At 58.8% G+C, this 16,869-nt stretch carries 27 protein-coding genes; 1 reads left to right on the plus strand and 26 read right to left on the minus strand.

The window, feature by feature from the left end:
- Positions 1 to 11: 11 nt before the first annotated feature.
- The 23 genes from HBO24_RS24870 to HBO24_RS24980 all read right to left on the minus strand — a co-directional run bounded on the left by HBO24_RS24870 (position 12) and on the right by HBO24_RS24980 (position 14,381).
- Positions 12 to 1,211: a PucR family transcriptional regulator gene (locus tag HBO24_RS24870; protein ID WP_170060520.1), complete on the minus strand. Its 1,200-nt coding sequence runs from the start codon at positions 1,209 to 1,211 to the stop codon at positions 12 to 14.
- Positions 1,208 to 2,476, minus strand: a complete 1,269-nt coding sequence (gene codB, locus HBO24_RS24875) for a cytosine permease (protein WP_057959086.1) — start codon at positions 2,474 to 2,476, stop codon at positions 1,208 to 1,210. Before codB ends, HBO24_RS24870 begins: the two co-directional genes overlap by 4 nt.
- 205 nt (positions 2,477 to 2,681) lie before the next feature.
- On the minus strand, positions 2,682 to 3,305 hold the full coding sequence (locus tag HBO24_RS24880) for an NUDIX hydrolase (RefSeq protein WP_057959087.1): 624 nt from the start codon (positions 3,303 to 3,305) through the stop codon (positions 2,682 to 2,684).
- A gap of 118 nt (positions 3,306 to 3,423) precedes the next feature.
- On the minus strand, positions 3,424 to 3,780 hold the full coding sequence (gene queD / locus HBO24_RS24885) for a 6-carboxytetrahydropterin synthase QueD (RefSeq protein ID WP_003190259.1): 357 nt from the start codon (positions 3,778 to 3,780) through the stop codon (positions 3,424 to 3,426).
- A gap of 63 nt (positions 3,781 to 3,843) precedes the next feature.
- A complete protein-coding gene (locus HBO24_RS24890; protein ID WP_060772666.1) occupies positions 3,844 to 4,056 on the minus strand; it encodes an AlpA family transcriptional regulator in 213 nt (70 codons plus the stop codon).
- On the minus strand, positions 4,053 to 4,280 hold the full coding sequence (locus HBO24_RS24895) for a hypothetical protein (protein ID WP_170060521.1): 228 nt from the start codon (positions 4,278 to 4,280) through the stop codon (positions 4,053 to 4,055). The genes HBO24_RS24890 and HBO24_RS24895 overlap by 4 nt, the downstream gene beginning before the upstream one ends.
- A 407-nt stretch (positions 4,281 to 4,687) precedes the next feature.
- A complete protein-coding gene (locus HBO24_RS24900; protein WP_170060522.1) occupies positions 4,688 to 5,023 on the minus strand; it encodes a hypothetical protein in 336 nt (111 codons plus the stop codon).
- 49 nt (positions 5,024 to 5,072) lie between these two features.
- The gene (locus tag HBO24_RS24905) at positions 5,073 to 5,408 is read right to left on the minus strand and encodes a hypothetical protein (RefSeq protein WP_170060523.1); all 336 of its coding nucleotides are present in this window, start codon (positions 5,406 to 5,408) and stop codon (positions 5,073 to 5,075) included.
- A gap of 45 nt (positions 5,409 to 5,453) precedes the next feature.
- Complete coding sequence (locus tag HBO24_RS24910; protein WP_170060503.1) at positions 5,454 to 5,996, minus strand: hypothetical protein; 543 nt, start codon at positions 5,994 to 5,996, stop codon at positions 5,454 to 5,456.
- Complete coding sequence (locus tag HBO24_RS24915; protein ID WP_170060524.1) at positions 5,993 to 6,175, minus strand: hypothetical protein; 183 nt, start codon at positions 6,173 to 6,175, stop codon at positions 5,993 to 5,995. Before HBO24_RS24915 ends, HBO24_RS24910 begins: the two co-directional genes overlap by 4 nt.
- Before the next feature lie 62 nt (positions 6,176 to 6,237).
- Positions 6,238 to 6,684, minus strand: a complete 447-nt coding sequence (locus HBO24_RS24920; RefSeq protein ID WP_170060525.1) for a hypothetical protein — start codon at positions 6,682 to 6,684, stop codon at positions 6,238 to 6,240.
- Positions 6,685 to 6,865: 181 nt separating this feature from the next.
- Complete coding sequence (locus HBO24_RS24925) at positions 6,866 to 8,392, minus strand: DNA cytosine methyltransferase (protein WP_170060526.1); 1,527 nt, start codon at positions 8,390 to 8,392, stop codon at positions 6,866 to 6,868.
- 43 nt (positions 8,393 to 8,435) lie between these two features.
- Positions 8,436 to 8,750 (minus strand): hypothetical protein, encoded by a 315-nt coding sequence (locus HBO24_RS24930; RefSeq protein ID WP_170060527.1) that lies wholly within the window; start codon positions 8,748 to 8,750, stop codon positions 8,436 to 8,438.
- Positions 8,751 to 8,819: 69 nt separating this feature from the next.
- On the minus strand, positions 8,820 to 9,290 hold the full coding sequence (locus HBO24_RS24935) for a hypothetical protein (protein WP_170045007.1): 471 nt from the start codon (positions 9,288 to 9,290) through the stop codon (positions 8,820 to 8,822).
- Complete coding sequence (locus tag HBO24_RS24940; RefSeq protein WP_017736466.1) at positions 9,287 to 9,529, minus strand: hypothetical protein; 243 nt, start codon at positions 9,527 to 9,529, stop codon at positions 9,287 to 9,289. Before HBO24_RS24940 ends, HBO24_RS24935 begins: the two co-directional genes overlap by 4 nt.
- Positions 9,526 to 11,151 carry a YqaJ viral recombinase family protein gene (locus tag HBO24_RS24945; protein WP_170060528.1) on the minus strand — a complete coding sequence of 542 codons (1,626 nt, stop codon included), beginning with the start codon at positions 11,149 to 11,151 and terminating at the stop codon, positions 9,526 to 9,528. The genes HBO24_RS24940 and HBO24_RS24945 overlap by 4 nt, the downstream gene beginning before the upstream one ends.
- Positions 11,148 to 11,903: a recombinase RecT gene (locus HBO24_RS24950; RefSeq protein WP_054898778.1), complete on the minus strand. Its 756-nt coding sequence runs from the start codon at positions 11,901 to 11,903 to the stop codon at positions 11,148 to 11,150. Before HBO24_RS24950 ends, HBO24_RS24945 begins: the two co-directional genes overlap by 4 nt.
- A gap of 158 nt (positions 11,904 to 12,061) precedes the next feature.
- Positions 12,062 to 12,283 carry a hypothetical protein gene (locus tag HBO24_RS24955; protein ID WP_017736470.1) on the minus strand — a complete coding sequence of 74 codons (222 nt, stop codon included), beginning with the start codon at positions 12,281 to 12,283 and terminating at the stop codon, positions 12,062 to 12,064.
- Positions 12,280 to 12,471: a hypothetical protein gene (locus HBO24_RS24960; RefSeq protein WP_042560004.1), complete on the minus strand. Its 192-nt coding sequence runs from the start codon at positions 12,469 to 12,471 to the stop codon at positions 12,280 to 12,282. Before HBO24_RS24960 ends, HBO24_RS24955 begins: the two co-directional genes overlap by 4 nt.
- Positions 12,468 to 12,905 carry a hypothetical protein gene (locus HBO24_RS24965; protein WP_170045011.1) on the minus strand — a complete coding sequence of 146 codons (438 nt, stop codon included), beginning with the start codon at positions 12,903 to 12,905 and terminating at the stop codon, positions 12,468 to 12,470. The genes HBO24_RS24960 and HBO24_RS24965 overlap by 4 nt, the downstream gene beginning before the upstream one ends.
- A gap of 21 nt (positions 12,906 to 12,926) precedes the next feature.
- Positions 12,927 to 13,187: a hypothetical protein gene (locus HBO24_RS24970; protein ID WP_017736473.1), complete on the minus strand. Its 261-nt coding sequence runs from the start codon at positions 13,185 to 13,187 to the stop codon at positions 12,927 to 12,929.
- A 226-nt stretch (positions 13,188 to 13,413) separates the two neighbouring features.
- On the minus strand, positions 13,414 to 13,851 hold the full coding sequence (locus HBO24_RS24975; RefSeq protein WP_170045012.1) for a hypothetical protein: 438 nt from the start codon (positions 13,849 to 13,851) through the stop codon (positions 13,414 to 13,416).
- A 356-nt stretch (positions 13,852 to 14,207) separates the two neighbouring features.
- Positions 14,208 to 14,381: a hypothetical protein gene (locus tag HBO24_RS24980; protein WP_157255584.1), complete on the minus strand. Its 174-nt coding sequence runs from the start codon at positions 14,379 to 14,381 to the stop codon at positions 14,208 to 14,210.
- 392 nt (positions 14,382 to 14,773) lie between these two features.
- On the opposite strand from HBO24_RS24980, the gene HBO24_RS24985 reads away from it, so the two are divergent.
- Positions 14,774 to 15,037 (plus strand): hypothetical protein, encoded by a 264-nt coding sequence (locus tag HBO24_RS24985; RefSeq protein WP_170060529.1) that lies wholly within the window; start codon positions 14,774 to 14,776, stop codon positions 15,035 to 15,037.
- Between the two features lie 218 nt (positions 15,038 to 15,255).
- On the opposite strand, the gene HBO24_RS24990 is transcribed toward HBO24_RS24985, so the two are convergent.
- The 3 genes from HBO24_RS24990 to HBO24_RS25000 all read right to left on the minus strand — a co-directional run bounded on the left by HBO24_RS24990 (position 15,256) and on the right by HBO24_RS25000 (position 16,836).
- Positions 15,256 to 15,579 carry a hypothetical protein gene (locus HBO24_RS24990; RefSeq protein ID WP_057712063.1) on the minus strand — a complete coding sequence of 108 codons (324 nt, stop codon included), beginning with the start codon at positions 15,577 to 15,579 and terminating at the stop codon, positions 15,256 to 15,258.
- A 109-nt stretch (positions 15,580 to 15,688) separates the two neighbouring features.
- Entirely contained in the window at positions 15,689 to 16,018 is a 330-nt protein-coding gene (locus tag HBO24_RS24995) for a hypothetical protein (protein WP_170060530.1), read from the minus strand.
- Positions 16,019 to 16,053: 35 nt separating this feature from the next.
- Positions 16,054 to 16,836 (minus strand): LexA family transcriptional regulator, encoded by a 783-nt coding sequence (locus tag HBO24_RS25000; RefSeq protein ID WP_262381555.1) that lies wholly within the window; start codon positions 16,834 to 16,836, stop codon positions 16,054 to 16,056.
- Between the last annotated feature and the right edge of the window lie 33 nt (positions 16,837 to 16,869).

The raw sequence follows: 16,869 nt of genomic DNA on the forward strand, positions 1-16,869 counted from the left end.
GCAAAAAGCAATCAGGCAGACAGCCGCCAGATCATCAGCGCGACGCCGATGTCCAGACGGTCATTGGGGTTGTCCAGCGACAGCCCGCACAGGGCCTCGATGCGCTGGACGCGATGGGTCAGGGTGTTGCGGTGGACCGCCAACCGCAGGGCAGCAGCCACAAGGTTACCATTGTCCAGGAACCACGCTTGCAGGGTCGGCATCAGGCTCGGGCCGTGACGTTGATCATGGCGCAGCAGGGGCCCCAGGCGTTCCTGGAGAAACTGGTCGAGCAACCCGCGATCGCGCACTGCGCTCAGTAGCTTCAGCACCCCGAGTTCATCGTAGACACAGATACCGGCATGTTCGCCAAAGCGCCGGGCGACCGCCAGCGCCTGGCGCGCTTCATCCAGGGCCTGGGCCAGGCCGGCTGGCGGATGTTTTGCCGCGCTCAAGCCGATGCACAGCTTCAGCGGGGCCAGGCGCAGGTTCAGGGGCTTGAGCCAGTTTGCCAGGCGTTGCCGGTTGTCACCGGCGGGCAGCAGCAAGGTCCACTGCCCAGCCCTGCCGAGCACGGGCAGGCGCGAAGGATGCTCGGCGGCGAACTGGCGCAATCGGCGAGTAATGCCATCGTGCTGGCGGGCCAACTGGGCTTCGGCGTCCGCGGCCACGGTTTGCGCAAATAGCGCCTCGCCACCGTCCAGTTGCAACTGCACCACTTGCCAATCCCCGTCCAGCGGCATGCCCAGCTGGCTGGCGCGATGCAGCAGCAGGTCGAGGGACTGATAGTCGCCCGCCAACAGGCGCTCCAGCACCTCATGCCGTGAGCGTCCGAGTTGCTCGGCCTCGATCAGCGCGGAGCCGATGGCCTGGGTCACCAGGACCATTTTCAGGGAATAAGGCTGTTCGATCAGCGGCATGCCGACGGCGTCGGCAGCTTCCAGCAGTCCAGGGGGGATTGCCTGGATGTAAGCCGGCCCGGTCAGGATCACCAGGCCAGCGACTTGCCGCGCGCAGGCTTCGTCGAGCAAGTGCAAAAGGTTGGCCTCATCACGGGGATGGTTGATGCCGGTGACGAACACCAGTTCGCCGCCCAGCACCCACTCGGCAATACCGCTGTTCTCGGCTACATAAGGCCAGCGCACGCCATTATCCAGGCCTGCGCTACCCGCCCGCAGGCTCATGCACTCCAGCCCAGGCAGGGCCAGTACATCCGCCACCGTCAGGCTCATGCCTGGGCGTCAGCCGATGGCACCCGCACCCGCAGGACGGCGGTGAGCGCGATGTAGGTAGCGGCCGCAGCGATAATCCCCACCAGTGGCGCGACCCACGGTGAGCTGAAGGCCAGCACCGTACCCACGGCATAGGCAATCAGCCCCGGCCAATTGAAGGCCGGCAAGCGCACATCTGCCAGCCGTGGATAGTGGCCGCGGTAGCGATAGAAAAAGTCGGCCATGATCACCCCGCCAATCGGTGGGATCACCGTGCCCAGTAAAATCAGGTAGGGCACCAGCATGTCGTACATACCCAGCAAGGCAAGCAGGGTGCCTATCACCGCGCCGACCAGAGTCACGGTCTTGCGGCGCCTGGTGCGCAGCAGGTTGCAGCCGGCGACGGCAAAGTTGTAGATGGTGTTGTCCTGGGTACTCCAGATATTGAGCAGCAGCATGGCCATCGCCGCCATGGCGAAACCTTGCAGCAGCAACACCTCCACCACATCCGGTTGCTGATAGACGATGGCGCCGTAGGCACCGATCAGCACCATCAGGCCGTTGCCGACAAAAAAGCCGATCAGGCTGGCCAGCACCGCCACCTTGGCCGAGCGGGAAAAACGCGTCCAGTTGGTGGCCTGGGTGGCACCGCTGACAAAGGTGCCAAACACCAGGGTAATGGCCGTGGACAAATCCAACTCACTGCTGGGCACCACGGCGAGCAAACCTTCCAGCCCGCCGACTTTTACCGTGGCCACCCACATCGACAGCAACAACAGCAGGCCCATGGCCGGGACTGCAATGTAAGAGAGAATTTCCAGCCCCCGATAGCCCACGTAGGCCGTGGCGCAGAACGCCAGGCCGAACAACACCATCAGTGCCAGTACGCTGCCCTGGCTCAACTCGAAATACTTGCCCAGCACCACGGCCGCCGTGGCAGTGCCCCAGGCGTACCAGCCAATCTGGGTGAACCCCAGGATCAGGTCACTCAACTTGCTGCCCACTTCACCAAAGCAGAAACGCCCCATCAGCACCGAGTTCAAGCCGCTCTTGAAGGCGATGTACCCCAGGCCTGCGGCGTAGATACCCAACAGCAGGTTACCAAGGGCCACGACCCCGAGCATCTGGGTAAAACTGAAGGCCACCCCCAGCTTGCCGCCAGCAAACATGGTTGCGGTAAAAAAGGTGAAGCCCAGCAACACCATGGCCGTGGAGCCAAGGCCCTTGCGTGCATGCATGGGCACTTCGCTGAGAGGGTAATCGTTGCCCGGTTCGTTCTGCGTCATGTGCCGTTCCCCTGTGAGTGACGCAGGGCCTGTTGCAGCGCCCGTGCCAACTGCCGGGCAGTGATGGGTGCACGGTGGGCGCTGTGCAGGTTGCACAATATTTGGGGGTGGGTAGGGCAGGGAGGCGGAATGGCTTGTGGATTGTGCCCAGTCCGGCACTAAAGTGGTGCGGCGGTGATACAAATGGGATCACCGGTCCAGGGTGTCAGTCGAACAGGGTCTGGGTGATTTCCCCACGGTGAAAGGCGAAGGCTGCTTCAAGATCACTTTCGATGGTGCGGCCGCGTGACAGGGGCGGCAGGTTGTCGAGGCTGAAGAAGCCGACGTCGGTGGTTTCAAAGCCTGCCACGGGGGCGGCCTGGTCGGTGCGCTCGCAAAGGAAGTACAACTTGTAGAAGTCGCGTACGTCAGGCCGATACAGGCCCTTGGCTTTGTGGGTCACGCTGTACAGCGCCCGTGCGGTAACGCTCAACCCGGCCTCTTCGCGAAGTTCCTTGATGATGTTTTCCGCAGCGGATAACCCGATATCGGCGTAGCCACCCGGCAATGCCCAGCAGCCATCCGTTGCTTCGCGCACCAGCAGGATCCGGTCGCCTTCAATCAGCGCGCCACGTACATCAATCATCGGCGTTGAATAACGCTGGGCGAAGTCCGAAACCAGGCCGGTAATGCGCTCCAGAGGCACTTGCCCCAATTGCGCGAGCATGCTGTGGGCAATATGGGCGATCTCTTCCAGGCGTTCGCGCTCGAAGTCATCCGTGCAAAAGTGCAGCCCGGTAGAGGCCAGTGCCTGCAAACGCTTGGCCTGTGCCAGCCAGGTGGATTCCATGATGTGGTTCCTTGGTTTGCTTCAAAACCAGGTTTTATTCGCTGCTATCGTCGAGGGCAAGCCAGGGATGGAGCAATCCATGGCGAGGGAGGTGTCCCCTCGGTTTTATAGAGGTGCTTTATTCACCGCGATAAATACAGCCACTGGTGCAGGTCTCATGGATACGAATGGCGCTGAGTTCCGGCAACAACGGCTTCAGCTCATTCCAGATCCACTTGGCCAGTACTTCGCTGGTAGGGTTTTCCAGGCCGGGGATGTCGTTGAGGTAGTTGTGGTCGAGGCGCTCATAGAGCGGCTTGAAAATCGCCTTGATCTCCGAGAAATCGCGGATCCAGCCGGTATGCGGATCGAGGTCGCCGCTCAGGTGGATGGCCACCTTGAAGGAGTGGCCGTGCAGGCGCCCGCATTTGTGGCCTTCGGGGACGTGGGGCAGGCGGTGGGCGGACTCGAATGTAAACTCTTTGAAAATTTCCACGGTATGACCTGTAAGGCTTGATTTTGGCGGGGTGTATGAGGGTTTCGGTTGCTGGTGTACTGATCAATGTACTGATTGGTCTTCGCTGGGGGTTGTTGCAGCCATCCATTCAGCAATGACTGACTGGCGCCAGGCGACCGAGTTTGGGCCTATTCTAACCTGTTTTGGGAAGGTGCCCTCCCTGATCCTTCTATAAACAGTATTGCGGCCCAGGCCGGTTGTGTGAAGCACCTCATCGAGGCGTAGGAAGCGATCAATGTTTTCTGCTCTGTTCATGACTCTCTCCTTGCGCCCGCTGTAGGCCGCGCTGTCTTGATGATGTGGATGATGAAACCGAAGGTGAGCAGCATCCAGGCGACTGGGCCGGCGAATGCTGCGACCAGGGTCTGGTCGGTACCGGTGGAGAGCAGCTCCGGCACCTTCCAGAAAAACCAGAATGTGGAACCCGCCACGTACAACACGATGGCCGTTATGAGCAGGGTGAGTTTCGTTGCGTACATGGGGTGTCCTTGCCGCGCTGGGCGGCAGAAGTTGATAGCGAAGTGCCTCGATGGCGAAGGGGGCGAAAAAGAGCTACAAATACTGGTCAACTTGCTCATGTGTCAGGGAGGGCGCGTGTCACACAATCTCGATGTTCCAGTCGTTCACGCCTATCGGGGGCATACGTTGTTTCTCAAGTTCGAATGGAGGCGGCCAAACGATGACGTACCCGTATTTGCGAGAATCATTGAGCCGGCATCCGTTGAAGGATTGGGCGAAGTTGCCGCCGAGCTGACGGGCCCATGGCCTGACTATCCGGCGGCGCTGGGTGACGCAATGGCCGCAGCGGAGCGATGGATCGACAGCCAGTTATCGTGAGTTCGCTCACCGGCAGGCATGTAGGGGGATTGGGGTTAGGGCTAAAGGGTTACGGTTTCCAGCTTTTGCCAACGCGAAAAACCATCATCAGGTTGTGATGGAGGGGGACTTTGAGAACGTGGTCGAAGAACTCACCCTTTCCGGTGATGAACCCCGTTGGCACCTTGCTTTCTTCGGTCCCGAATTCCCGCCAGCATTCTTCGCCACCGTTCTTTTCCCAGTAGGCGCGCTCTCGTTTAGGGATCTCATCGTAGGTTTTATAAAACGCGGAGTGATCCGGGATATCACAGATCCGGCGCCATGCGGGATGGCGCTTGCACCAGTCGGCGGCATGTTTAGAAGCTTGCTCGGCAGAGTAAAATTCTTTGGTATTTTGTTCGGTCATGTCCTGGGCCCCTTGTAGATGAACACGTAGGCGAACCAGAGGGTGGCGATCATGGCGCCAGCTCCTTGATCCATTCTTTGAAGCCGGCCAGCACGGGCTGGACGTTCTTCTCGTCGGCCCACCCCGCAAAGCCGATGAACCCATCGCAGTTGAATGTCACTGCCTCCCTTGAGTCAAAGTAAAAGGCTTTGCACCGGAGCTCGGCGTAACCGACTCCGATTGTTGAGCGCTGCCGGCAACGGAAAGTGTCTTTGAAGCATCCGCTTGCCTTCATCTGCTCATTGATCAGCGTGCGCAGGCGCTGCATGTTTTTGGGAGTGAGCACCGTATAGTCGAGCTTCGCGCTCGCGAACAGAGCCCGAACCTCGTTGCGATCCAGGGACATGCCGGTTCCTTGCCGCTATAGCGGCTGACTTTGAAGGGGGAGGGGTTACTGCGGGGTGTTGGCGATCAGATCGGTCTTGCGGTAGCACTCGGCAGGGAAGCCGTACTCTCGGCAGGCGCAAACTTCTCCGCATTCCTCGTTGCGAGGCTCGATACGCAGAAGGCCATGCTTCGCGGCGATGTCTTGGATGTCACCGCCGTCGAAGCTGCCACCCTCGAAGCTGGCATTGATCATTTCGTTGGCGAATGCCTTCAGAGCGTCCGCGGCGATCTGCTCAGCTGGGTGTCGGTAGAGCGGAACAATCTCAGATCCGCCTTCAGCTAAGACCTTGAGTCCTACCGCCTCGCAACTTGACGACCAGCAGCGAATGTTTCCGTTGTCGGCAAATGCTGCGTACGCCACCGGTTCGCCCTGGTGCTGGGCTTGCGTACCGAACTGATCGCAAATCGCCTCCCATATTTCGAATGCGCCACCGCCGCAGACGCGGGCCTTTTCCGCTATTAGCTCGGCAAGCTCATCGCTGAGTTCTCGCGGGAAGCTGATCATCTGCTCACGCGGCACGCCGTCAATCGTTTGGTTGGTGGTCATGGCTTCACCGTCAATTCGATATTTTCGAATTCTTCAAAGTCAGTGCAGTCCTCGAGGTCGATATTGCACTCAAGGTTTTCATGGTTTCCGCGCAATTCTTCTATCTCGTCAGCGTCAACGCCATGAATGGTCTTGCTGAATTTCACGCGGGCGTACCCGTGGATCACGATGGTTGGCATAAATCACCTCAAATCAGTTGTGCCAGTGCCAGCAGGCACCAGCATTAGGCGGGGAGTTGGGTTCAGTACGGCACGCACTCGGCGCAGTTCGCGGTCCAGCCCTTGGAGCCGCAGCCAGTGCAGACGTGTTCATCCTTGGCGGGCTCTGCTGGCTTGAGTGCGGCGTCGCAAAGATCGTCGATACGCTTGCTCTCGACTTCCGACGGCTCAGACCACGCTGGGTGCGGAGCCGGGAAGTTTTCGACAGCCATGACCGAACGCACATACTCATAGCGCTTAGCGTTCTTGAGCGTTTCTCCGAAAAGGTCATCAACCTCATCAAGTGGAATGCCCAACTCATCCAGGAGCGCAGCCTGCTTAACTGCCAAACCCTTCAACGCATCATTTTCTTCATCCGCTGCGGTCAGCAGGGCTTGCAGGGCGGAGTTCTCGGCGGTTACCCGGTCAAGTGCTTCTGCGTAGGCGCGGCCTGCGTCAGGATGTCCGGTGCTAATCGTTATTTCACTCATGACCCACCTCCAAATAATCAGAAATCACAACCGACGGCCTCTGTAGGCAACCGGCATAAACACAAAATTGCCTCGGTCATCTTGAATGACCGTCCACTCAGCATTGGTCAGTCGAGCCATTGGCTCGCTGAATCGGTATTGGCGGATCATGGGGTTCTCCAGGCGCTGCTTGGCGGCGCATTCAGAGCTGTTTGAGTAAGCGCCGGCCGATCCAGCGAACCACGGTGACTGCCTTGCTGTTGCCGATCGCCTTGTAGCGGGGGCCGTCCGGGCACAAACCCAAAACTCTCCCGCGCCAAGGGATGCACGTGTAGTCGTCGGGGAAGCCCTGAAGGCGTTCGCATTCTCTCGGCGTGAGGCGCCGAACCTGAGAAGGTAAAAGTAGCGCTGGCGGAGGGCTGCATGCATCAAGCGATGCGGTGTATTCCTCGTAGAGCTTTCCTGCGCCGCACGCGGAGGTGTGGTGCAGTTTTGTGGTGTAGGCAGTAACGATTGGCTGTCCCCGCCCGGTGTCGTCCTCACTACCGTCGAAACCTTCGGCTTTAGCCGTGTGGTTGATACCGCCAGTGATGCACACAGCTACCTGGCCGCCGGCGTTTGCATGGCTGCCTGAGTGATTCATTGCACGTAGGGTAGGGGCGATCTCCCCGGCATCGGCGCCGTGATCCTTGCAGGAGAAAGCAAATACCGCGTTCTCCTGTCCGTTGTTTCTGCCCAGGGCAAAGGCGAGCTTGTTGCTGACGCCGGGGTCTTGCGTGCCGTGCACCACCAGAAGGCTTTCTCGGCTCTCATGATCACCGTATTGGTTTGTCGTCAGCGGCGCCGTAACCACGAACGTTTCGGTTTCAGCATCCATCCTTGTCCCGCCAGGGTGCGCGCTGAGCGCGGTAGCTACCGCTGTTTGCTGGCAGTTGGCGCCGCCGCCAAAGGTCTTGGGCCAATCAGGTGGAGAGACTACATGTCCTCCGCAAGCTCCGTCTGTCCCAGGGAAGCCGCCTGCGTCAGTGCGAGCATCAAGGGTTGCGGCAACGTCCTGCCCCGGGACTCGGCGCGGCGCAGTATCCCGGCGCAAGCCTTCGCGCTCAAAAAGTACCTCGGTGGGATCGAACCCGTCTCGAGCACTTGCGACAACGAACACACGACGGCGTCGTTGGGCCAGGCCGAAATATTGGGCGTCCAGGACCCGCCACGCGATTGTTCTTTTGGGTCCATACACACAACCAGCGTCCTGCCATTTCTTCCCTGGAGGCTGCAGCTCGCAGTCTTCCCCAGCAAGCGCGCCAAGAAAGCATCCGAAGGCGTTCCCTTTGTCACTGAGGACGCCGGGGACGTTCTCCCAGACGATAACGCTGGCGGGCTTTCGCTGGCCTGCTCGAACATAGTCAACTGCATCTGCAAGCTCCACGTATTTGATGGTGAGGGCGCCGCGGGGGTCGGTGAGACCTTCGCGCATACCGGCGACCGAGAAGGCCTGGCATGGGGTTCCGCCGACCAGCACGTCCGGCGCCGGGATCTTGCCGGCCAGCACCAGGGCGGCCAGCTTGGTCATGTCGCCGTAGTTCGGCACGTCGGGGTAGTGATGGGCCAGGACCGCCGAGGGGAACGGCTCAATCTCGGCGAACCAGGCGGCGCGCATGCCCAGCGGGTGCCAGCCTTGTGTCGCGGCTTCGATGCCGCTGCACACAGAGCCGTAGGTGATATCGGGCATAGGGGATCCTCGCCGGCTGGCGTGATTCGTTGATGGGGTATGGTTACTCGTCGTGACAAACGCGAAGGGCTTCGCGGTTGTAGGCGAGCTGCAATTTTGCCGACACGTTTTCGGGTATCACGTATTCGTGTCGCGGCGGGGAGAGGAACTGCGCCGACCCTGCTGGGCCCAGGCCGTGCAGGTGGTGAATCATCAGCGTCATGGCCTCGCCCTGCTCAGTAATGCCTGCCCACTCCATCAGGTCGGCCAGGGCCTGGCGCGTGCCGGGGCGAACCCTGAGCCTCAATTCCTCTTCGGCAAGTGCTACACGCTTCCTGGCAGACTTGGCCGAGCGTTCTTTCTGCGTTACTGCTGCCATGACCTACCTCTTCTATTCCGCTGGCCGGCAGTGCGAGCCAGGTTTGACGTTTGCGTTGCTGGATTCGGGTTATGCGGCGCATGAGTCGACCTTTACCTGGTGCCAGGCGCCGACGGCTTCGAAGATCCGCGCGGCGTGCGCCTCGTCCAGCGACATCGCTTCAGGTATGGCGATCCAGCCCGAAGCCACCATCTGGCTTTGATTGGCCTCGTCGCGCAGTTTCTTGTAGCAATGCTCGATCACATCTTCCAGGTGGTCGGAGAGGTAAACGCCATCGGGCGCCACCTCCACCGACTTGCTGTAGCGGTCGCCGCGGTCGTCGATACACAGGGCGCTGAGGTAGATCGTCCATCGGTGAGGAATTCCGCAAACGGCCTGGCCTATCTTCCCGGGCGGGATGTTTTTCAGCGACTTGTAATTGACCATGCCCTGGCGGCCGCTGGGATCGATGTTCACCACCGCGACGTGGTTGGCAGCCAGCAGCGACCGGCAGGACCGGTCAATGCGTGCTTTGAGATTGTGGGGTTTGCGCTTGCTCATAATGCCTCCGCGAGTTTGCGCAGCGCCTTACGTTCTGCCGCTGTGATGGGCGGCTTTCGGCGCTTGAGGATGGTTTCGGGATCGATCTTGGTGGAGCGGGGCGGTGGCAGCGGGTTGATCGCCGGGCTTTCGCCCAGGTAGATCGTTCCACCGGCCGCCAGGAACTGCGCCGTGCGCTCCGATATTGAGTCGGCGTGCTGACGCTGCTGCTCAACCAGGTTGAGGTGGTTGCTGATCATGCTGCCGCCTTGGCCAGCGTCACCCCGGCCATGCTGAAGGTCGACCCCTGCGCCGCGACCATCGCGTCGAGCGCTTCCCGGTTGACCAATAGGACGGTGATCGGCGCCTGACCATATGCCACGGCTTTCACCAGGGCCTCGAAGTCTGTCACGTTGGCCTGCAGCGCTACCTGCTCCACGGTGTGGCTCGCCACAGGCTTTGTGGCCTGGCCGACGGTCGCCTGGACCGGAGCGGTGCGGACAGGCTCTGGTGTCGCCACCTTCTCCACGACCGGTTCTGGCTTGATAGCTGCCAGGCGCTGGGCTTCTTGCTCTTCGGCGATACGCTTCGCGTCGGCCTTTTGTTGCTCCGCCTTCTGGTGTTCCGAGATCCGAACCTTGATCAGCGCTACCAGATCATCGCTCGCCTTCATCACCAATTGCTGCACGTCGTTGAAGAGGAACATGTAGTCGGCGGCGAGCTCGTCCAGGCTGGCCAAGTTGTTCCGGATGCTGTCGCCGATCTGGCTGGCAGCGATCTTCGCCCGGGCCAACTCCGAATCAGCGGCATCGCGCAGGCTGGCAATGGTCTTTTTGCCTTTAATGGCGCCGGCGAAGTCCGCTGGCACAGCCGGCATGCGCGCCTTTCCGCCCAGCGATGCGTTGATCCGGTCGATATGCACCTGCAGCGCCTTGGCTGCGTCCATGGCGATGTCTTCACGGATGCTGACCTTACGAGCCTTCACCAGCTTGTCGAGCATCAGGCGTTTTTTGCGTAGCTCTTCCTGAATGGTGTCCAAGGTCTTGAACAGCTCGTCGATGCTGGCCGTCTGTGCGAGCGCATTCGCCTTCACAAGGTCGATGTTCTTTTCGGCCTTGTCGCAGAACTTGACCATTTCCTCGGCGTCGGCGAAGTGCTGATCTGTCTGCAGGTCAGTGTTTATGGCCTGGATGCGCGCCATCACCGTAGATTGAAAGGCGGGAAGGTTGGACGACTTCACGGCGCCTTCGAGTTGGACGGAGAGCGTAGGCAGCGTTTCGATAACGGCCGCGACAACTTCAACAACAGCGGCATGTGGGGTGTGCTCAGCCAGGTCGGCCTCAAACTGCTTCCAGCCTTCGATCAGTTGCTCGGCGCGGCCGGCGACCGGGCGATATTCCATGCTGACGAAGTTCTCGGCAGTGCCGTCGGAACAAACGAAGATGACCCGCTCGGCGCCGCTCACCAATAACTGCTGCTCAAGCTGCCAATAGTAGTGCGGTGCCAGGTCCTCAGCTTTCACTTGGGCGACCAGTGATTCGTTCCAGAGCTTGTGCTCGAACAGCGTCTCACCGAGCTCCGTCGCGCCGTCCAGAGAGGCCAGCAGATTGCCTTCGGTACCCACGACCGGATACAGCTCTTCGCCGATCATGACTTCCACTAGGGGGCGAGCCAGCGCCTCAGTCGCGTGACCCTTGTCGAAGATGAACTGCTGCGAAGGCGTCACATCTGGCGCGATGCCGGTCTTCTTCAGAGTGAGAAGCTCGGTGCGGGTCTGGTACTTCGAAGCGCCCATCATTGCCGGAGCTTCAGAAGCGGTGAAGTGCTGAGCGCGGAGGGCATGCCATTCGGCAGAGCCTTGAGCAACGTTATGGATTTTCATGCTGCTGCACCTTCGAGTGGCTTGAGCTGGTTGATGGAGTCGATTTGTTCGGCGGTCAGCGTGTATTTGCTGCTGACAGTGGCGATCAGATGCTCTGGCGATGACTTGCCGTCCTCAATCGCCTTGCGCCATCTCGGCAGGTTCTCTGCCAGCTTTTCGTCGGGATACGCCTCAAGCTCCGTCGGCGCCGCGATCTTGGCTACGCTGGCGAGGGGCTGGCCGTTCTCGCGGTCTTTCGGCATGTCCTGCAACTCTTCCGCGACCGGCATGCCGCGCAACACATCAGGGAACACGTCACGCAAGGCGAAAGCTCGGGCCCGCATTTGGCGCATTCGCTTTGGGTGCTGGGTCCACGGGCCTTGCTTGCCCATCAATCCCGCCGTCTTGGCATCGTCCATGTCGAAGGTTCTGACCTGCTCGTCTTCGCCGCGGCGCTTCACTCGGCAGGTTGCCGCGTGTCCGTCGTCGCTTTCGTAGACGTACTCACAAAGAGGCGAGCCCCGCACCAGGGCAATCACTGCGTCACCCCAGAGCGCCGGGCGCCCGTTGATGACCGCGATGTTCTGCATCGCTTGCAGCGGTTGCAGGCCCAACTCCAAACCCCACTGGATCGCAACCAGGATGTTGCCGGGGTTACCGAGGAACTCTTTTGGCACGATCGTCGACTTGGCCAGGATGTCGGCAAAGGCCATTGCCTCGGTAAGCGACGACGGCGTCAGGCTGAAACTTTGCTTTGTGGTTAATTCGGACACGACAGAATCCTTGCCGCGATGCACGCAGCGTTTGAAGGTGTGGGGTTATTGAGTGACGCGATCAGCGAGGGCGCTGATCAGCATCAGGAAGATGAAGACGGAGATGGCGATTAAACTTCCGCGGAGGATGGCGGCACGTTTTGCACGCTGGTAGGAGGTCAAGCTTTCACCTCATATGTGATCGTCCACTCACCACACAGGCAGGCCCTGCGGCTCCAAGCGTGAACATTTTCAATGCTGGCTAATTCAGCAGAGTGTAGAGCGTCTTCCCAAGTTGCGCCCTTGAACACCATCAGTACGCGGTCGCTTGGTACCGCCATGAATTCGGGCAGTTCTTCAATTTGTTCGTCGATCAGCGATTTAACCGGTGCGGTACTCATGCGAACTCCTTGCGCTGCCTGCAATGCTTCAGCAGGCGCTGGCAGTAATGGCTGAATTCTTCGAGGGTGATCAACTGATCCGTCATCAGGTTGGTGATGATCTGCTGAACCAGAATGCTGTTACCGGGCGGACTGTCCGGATGCGAGAGGCTATCCAGCGCTTCATCGATAAGGATGTGCGGGCTCATAGGTCCGCATCCACGTCGCCTTCTGCCTCTTCCCGCTCGGCTGCAACCGCGTCGGCGGCGTAGGGCTTGAGAAGGGTCATGGCGATACGCTCGGCGGATTCAATGGGGCGTTGCTCGCCAATCAGGTCTGCGGCGTGGCCGCGTGAGTCGGCCTGGCTGCCCAGGATCGACGACAGGAATAACCGGGCGAATGAGTCGCGCTGGTCCAGGCTGTCGATCTGGCGCTGATTCAAGATGCCTTGCAGGTACGTGCAGTACCGGTCGAACGTAACAACCTGCGGCCGGCCGTAGCGGCGCTTCCACTTGATGTCCATGCCGCACACCAACTGTTCCGCCGAGTGTTCCAGCCACTCCTGTTCCAGATCCTCCTCGCTGATCTCTGGAGGCAACTGAGCGTCGAAGCGCTCTTGGCATATCTTCAATGCTGCGTTCATGGTCGCCTCCAGGGTGGCGGGTTAGTCGTAGTAGTCCTGATCGGCCAGGTACTCGGAATGCTCATTCACAAGCCACTCTTCCATCGAGGCGATCTCAGATTCAGTCATGAAGCTGGTGTCGTCTTTCGATTCCCACTCGATTTCGCAGTGCCCGTGATACTCATCGGGATCAGCGGCCTGCGAGCTGAAGTTGCCTTTCGAGGCCGAGAAAGAGACAACGGTCAGGTTGACGGCAATGTCCTCGCCATCCTTGACCGTCCAATATTCGTAAGTGCGGGCCATGTCTTTCTCCAAGTGGAATGGGCTTCCAAATACCTCCAGGGGGACTAGAGGCATTTGTGAAACCAGATGGCAGGCCTGAAACAGCAGGTCGCCATCTGCGCACAATCCAGCTACTGGCTACGGATCGTGGTGGGTCGTCAAAGGTGATTGATGCAGGGGGCGGCCTTGCGCCGTGTGGACTCATCCGCATCCCGCTGCGCACTCTGTGAATGCGCAGGAAGATGGTTCACTTGTGTGCTTCGGGATCTTTCAGATGCTTGTCGAATAGCTTTTTGTGGCGCCGTGCGAACCGGGCCACAAAAGCAACGGCGACCATGGTCAGCGCAGCGACAACAAGCGGGTAGAGCTTAATACCGAGGAAAATCGCTAGCGGGGCAAGGAAGGACGCCCCAAAAAACGGAAGAAAGACCTCTGTATGCGTTGAGTCCTTTTTGTCTTTCCACCATTGGTAGCCTGCGCCCTCAGTGGTATATGGCGTCCAACCGCGCAGCCTTGCCAAAAACTCAAGCACGGGGTTACGCCCAGCCTCAGCATCGTCGATCCAGGCCCAGGCCTTTCGCCAGACGAGACCAAGGAGAACGGCACCTAAGAGCAGGCCCGCTACTGGAAAGCCCAGCATGAAGCAGGCCATCAGTTGTTCCGGAAAACTTTCAAATCTGCCCATCTCACTTCCTCCGCTGGATTTCCAATGCCGCCTCATCGAAGCGGCATCAGTAAATCTGTGGCGCCGTGACCCGCTACTGGCGTCGGTCATCGGCTTGAATTTGATGCCCGGATATTTACCCACGCCGGGCCGTGGTAGCCTCTCAAGTCCCTACAACCGTTGAGGCAACAACATGGAAATTGCTAAACCGAAATGCTCGGCATGCGGAGTCGAAGGATTGACTAAGGTCGCCATCCAGCCCGCCCCGGCAAACAAGAACATCCTGGTTGCAAGCTGTGGTGACTGCGGAAACATCCATTCAGTGTTTGCAAAGCCTTTTGAGCCGCCTCAGGTGCCGAGAGCAAACCAGGTCGAGATCATTCAGTAGCCAGGAACTGAGGGTAAGTGGCGGCTGGGTCCTGCTCAGCACCTTGTCGCCACAACTCAACAAAGTGCCGGTAAGCAGATTCGGCGAACTGCTTGGCCAACTGATCAAATTCGTCGGTGCCTGGCTTTGGAATTACTTCAATCGTCAATCCTTCAATCTTCATCTGCTAATTCTCCGGTTTGATTTCCCTGATACCCCTCGTGAGAAGGGCATCGAGGAAATCTGTCTCGCTACGCATATCTGGATCATTCGCCAGTTCGGTATCCCTCGATCCGCCGCAGGTTCTCCCTGCGTTTCCTTCCAGCACCCAAGTCACTCCCCAGGCGGTAGGTCAGATCAGATCGCCGGTCCCCAGTAGAGGCGTAGCGGCTTAATAGTTAGTTTTTGACAGAGCCTTTGCATCGGCCCTCCCTGTCCTTGCCGGACAGGCGGCCCCGCTGTTATTTACGCAGCGGGATCGTCTTCTGAATTTTTAAAGAGCGGGTCAGGCCGTGAGGCCCTGGCGAGTCCCTGTTGGGTGACTCGATGGAGCTAATATCTCCTATGGAAATATTCATGTCAACTCCAATGGAGATAATTTTTAAGGTAGGCATAAAAAAGCCCGCTCATTGGCGGGCTTGGATGCAGGAGTGGACCTATGCCACCGGTGACTTGCAGTGCTTACAAATGACGGCGTCTCTGTTTATGCGCTCCGCACAGGCCGGGCACTTCTTGATTGATTTTCGCCAAACCCATAGCCCGATGATGGATAGAGGAACACCTACGATCATCAGCCAGCCCGCCTCCATTTGCTTGTGGGAACCAGGAAAAGCAGTCTGAGCCTCCCAGAAACCCAGTGCAAAAGCGGCCACCCCGAGCGCAGCAAGTATTTTTCCGAGCATCGAAACCTCCATGTGAATTGATCTTGAATCCTACCATGCAGGCGAGATGACATCGCAGCAGGAGAGCAGAGATATTTGTGCGGAAGGATTGGTGAGGGCGGGAAGGGCGGATACAAGAAGCCCGGTGCTGGGCCGGGCTTTGGTACGGAGGAACTGCTACTGGATGAACTTGGCGGCAGTAAAGGCTAGCCCGGCCAGCACTCCTGCAAGACCTATATATTTCCAGGTTTGCTCATTGATAGTCTTTTGGACATCAGTGATTGATTTTTGAAAGCTGACAGCTAGGTCCTGAACGTCCTTGCCGCTAGCCCTTACATAGCCCGCAAGGTCATCCTTTGAGGCCAATAAGGCAAGGTCTGCCTTCGTAGCCAGGTTCGGGAACACATGTTTATCGAATGAGCCCAGAGTTGTTTCAATGCGTGCAAGCGCCTCCCGTATTTCTGGGATAGATTTTTCAAGGTTCGCTACGCGCGCTTCCATTGGATGCTCTCCTGGAGGTTCTTCTCCACCAGTATTGCCGGTGTCGGAGCTTCTGTCACCTTTCCTTACCGGGACGATGTGGCCTTTGGAATCCAGAACCGCATTCAGTCTAGTCATTTTCCGATTTCCGAGAATCGAATTGCTCGACCATTCGAGATAGGGTTTTTGCTAGAGATCGAGCCGTCTCGATAGGCATGGTTACCGCGCCAACGTCCAAGCGGAACAATTCGGCGGAACCTGTCTCAACCTCTGCAGGTTTGTCAGAGTAGGTAATGATCCTAGAGTTTTTTACCAGTAAAGAGTTTCTGCCGAACGTAAGATGAATCGCATCTTGTTCATTCCAGCTGATTGCGAATGCGTCAAATTGATCGACCTGCTCATCCATATAGCTTCCCGCCTGTACGTGCGGAATTGTCGTCGTGTTGATTGGCTCGCTCACTGCTATCTCCATGCGCCTTGCGCTCAATTAAATTGCTAAAGCATCCCGCCGCGCCAGACTACGCGACCGATGATACGAACCTCGTTTATCTCCCCATCACGCAGCGTCTCATCGCGGTAGAGCGGGTTGTCGCTTCGAATGATCCAGCCGTCGAAATCGGACTTCACCAGGCGCTTCACGATCGTGCCTTTTGACTCGCTCTGCATGGCGAATATCTGGCCGTCCTTCGGTTCCACTCTCGACTCATCCACCAGCAGCACGTCGCCGTCATTGATTGTCGGCTCCATGCTGTGTCCGTTCGCATAGATCACGTCCAGGTGTTTCTGGTTGAGGTTGTTTGCGCGCAGCCAGGCCGACTTGAACGCCATCACGCCGCGGATCTCGACGTGCGGGTTGTCGTCCCCGTCGCCGGTTGACCCGCGCGCCGTCAGTTGCAGGACGCCGGTGTAGCCGGGCTCATCGTTCAGATCGAAGCTGCGCGGGGGAGTACGGCCGCCTGAACTTATCGCAGCCGGCGCCTGACTCAAGCCCGCAGCAGAAGCCATGCGACCTATGTCGTCCTCGATGCGCTTACTGAAAGAGCCAATCGGCACGCCAAGCATTTCGGCCATAGAAACAGCAAGCTTCTGCGTGAGTGGGCGATGGCCATTCAGATGGCTGCCAAGTGTTCCCTGGCTCATGCCGACAGCGTGCGCGATCTCGTCCTGGGTCAGGCGCTTGTCCTTCGGGCGCGAGGCATTGAAGTCCGCAATTGCCTTTTTCAAGGCCGCGCACTCTTCCCGCTCCCAATCAAGCAATTGGCGTCTTTCTTTATTCATTTCGCAAGAATATTCCCACTGGAAATAGTTAAC

It is taken from the genome of Pseudomonas sp. WS 5410, assembly GCF_012985645.1.
Classification (GTDB): Bacteria; Pseudomonadota; Gammaproteobacteria; order Pseudomonadales; family Pseudomonadaceae; genus Aquipseudomonas; species Aquipseudomonas shahriarae.

Excerpts from the sequence above, each read along its gene's own strand:
- HBO24_RS24870 (WP_170060520.1), bottom strand. The coding sequence starts at position 1,211 with ATGAGCCTGACGGTGGCGGATGTACTGGCCCTGCCTGGGCTGGAGTGC.
- codB (WP_057959086.1), bottom strand. The coding sequence starts at position 2,476 with ATGACGCAGAACGAACCGGGCAACGATTACCCTCTCAGCGAAGTGCCC.
- HBO24_RS24880 (WP_057959087.1), bottom strand. The coding sequence starts at position 3,305 with ATGGAATCCACCTGGCTGGCACAGGCCAAGCGTTTGCAGGCACTGGCC.
- HBO24_RS24890 (WP_060772666.1), bottom strand. The coding sequence starts at position 4,056 with ATGAACAGAGCAGAAAACATTGATCGCTTCCTACGCCTCGATGAGGTG.
- HBO24_RS24895 (WP_170060521.1), bottom strand. The coding sequence starts at position 4,280 with ATGTACGCAACGAAACTCACCCTGCTCATAACGGCCATCGTGTTGTAC.
- HBO24_RS24900 (WP_170060522.1), bottom strand. The coding sequence starts at position 5,023 with ATGACCGAACAAAATACCAAAGAATTTTACTCTGCCGAGCAAGCTTCT.
- HBO24_RS24905 (WP_170060523.1), bottom strand. The coding sequence starts at position 5,408 with ATGTCCCTGGATCGCAACGAGGTTCGGGCTCTGTTCGCGAGCGCGAAG.
- HBO24_RS24910 (WP_170060503.1), bottom strand. The coding sequence starts at position 5,996 with ATGACCACCAACCAAACGATTGACGGCGTGCCGCGTGAGCAGATGATC.
- HBO24_RS24915 (WP_170060524.1), bottom strand. The coding sequence starts at position 6,175 with ATGCCAACCATCGTGATCCACGGGTACGCCCGCGTGAAATTCAGCAAG.
- HBO24_RS24920 (WP_170060525.1), bottom strand. The coding sequence starts at position 6,684 with ATGAGTGAAATAACGATTAGCACCGGACATCCTGACGCAGGCCGCGCC.
- HBO24_RS24925 (WP_170060526.1), bottom strand. The coding sequence starts at position 8,392 with ATGCCCGATATCACCTACGGCTCTGTGTGCAGCGGCATCGAAGCCGCG.
- HBO24_RS24930 (WP_170060527.1), bottom strand. The coding sequence starts at position 8,750 with ATGGCAGCAGTAACGCAGAAAGAACGCTCGGCCAAGTCTGCCAGGAAG.
- HBO24_RS24935 (WP_170045007.1), bottom strand. The coding sequence starts at position 9,290 with ATGAGCAAGCGCAAACCCCACAATCTCAAAGCACGCATTGACCGGTCC.
- HBO24_RS24940 (WP_017736466.1), bottom strand. The coding sequence starts at position 9,529 with ATGATCAGCAACCACCTCAACCTGGTTGAGCAGCAGCGTCAGCACGCC.
- HBO24_RS24945 (WP_170060528.1), bottom strand. The coding sequence starts at position 11,151 with ATGAAAATCCATAACGTTGCTCAAGGCTCTGCCGAATGGCATGCCCTC.
- HBO24_RS24955 (WP_017736470.1), bottom strand. The coding sequence starts at position 12,283 with ATGAGTACCGCACCGGTTAAATCGCTGATCGACGAACAAATTGAAGAA.
- HBO24_RS24960 (WP_042560004.1), bottom strand. The coding sequence starts at position 12,471 with ATGAGCCCGCACATCCTTATCGATGAAGCGCTGGATAGCCTCTCGCAT.
- HBO24_RS24965 (WP_170045011.1), bottom strand. The coding sequence starts at position 12,905 with ATGAACGCAGCATTGAAGATATGCCAAGAGCGCTTCGACGCTCAGTTG.
- HBO24_RS24970 (WP_017736473.1), bottom strand. The coding sequence starts at position 13,187 with ATGGCCCGCACTTACGAATATTGGACGGTCAAGGATGGCGAGGACATT.
- HBO24_RS24975 (WP_170045012.1), bottom strand. The coding sequence starts at position 13,851 with ATGGGCAGATTTGAAAGTTTTCCGGAACAACTGATGGCCTGCTTCATG.
- HBO24_RS24980 (WP_157255584.1), bottom strand. The coding sequence starts at position 14,381 with ATGAAGATTGAAGGATTGACGATTGAAGTAATTCCAAAGCCAGGCACC.
- HBO24_RS24985 (WP_170060529.1), top strand. The coding sequence starts at position 14,774 with ATGTCAACTCCAATGGAGATAATTTTTAAGGTAGGCATAAAAAAGCCC.
- HBO24_RS24990 (WP_057712063.1), bottom strand. The coding sequence starts at position 15,579 with ATGGAAGCGCGCGTAGCGAACCTTGAAAAATCTATCCCAGAAATACGG.
- HBO24_RS25000 (WP_262381555.1), bottom strand. The coding sequence starts at position 16,836 with ATGAATAAAGAAAGACGCCAATTGCTTGATTGGGAGCGGGAAGAGTGC.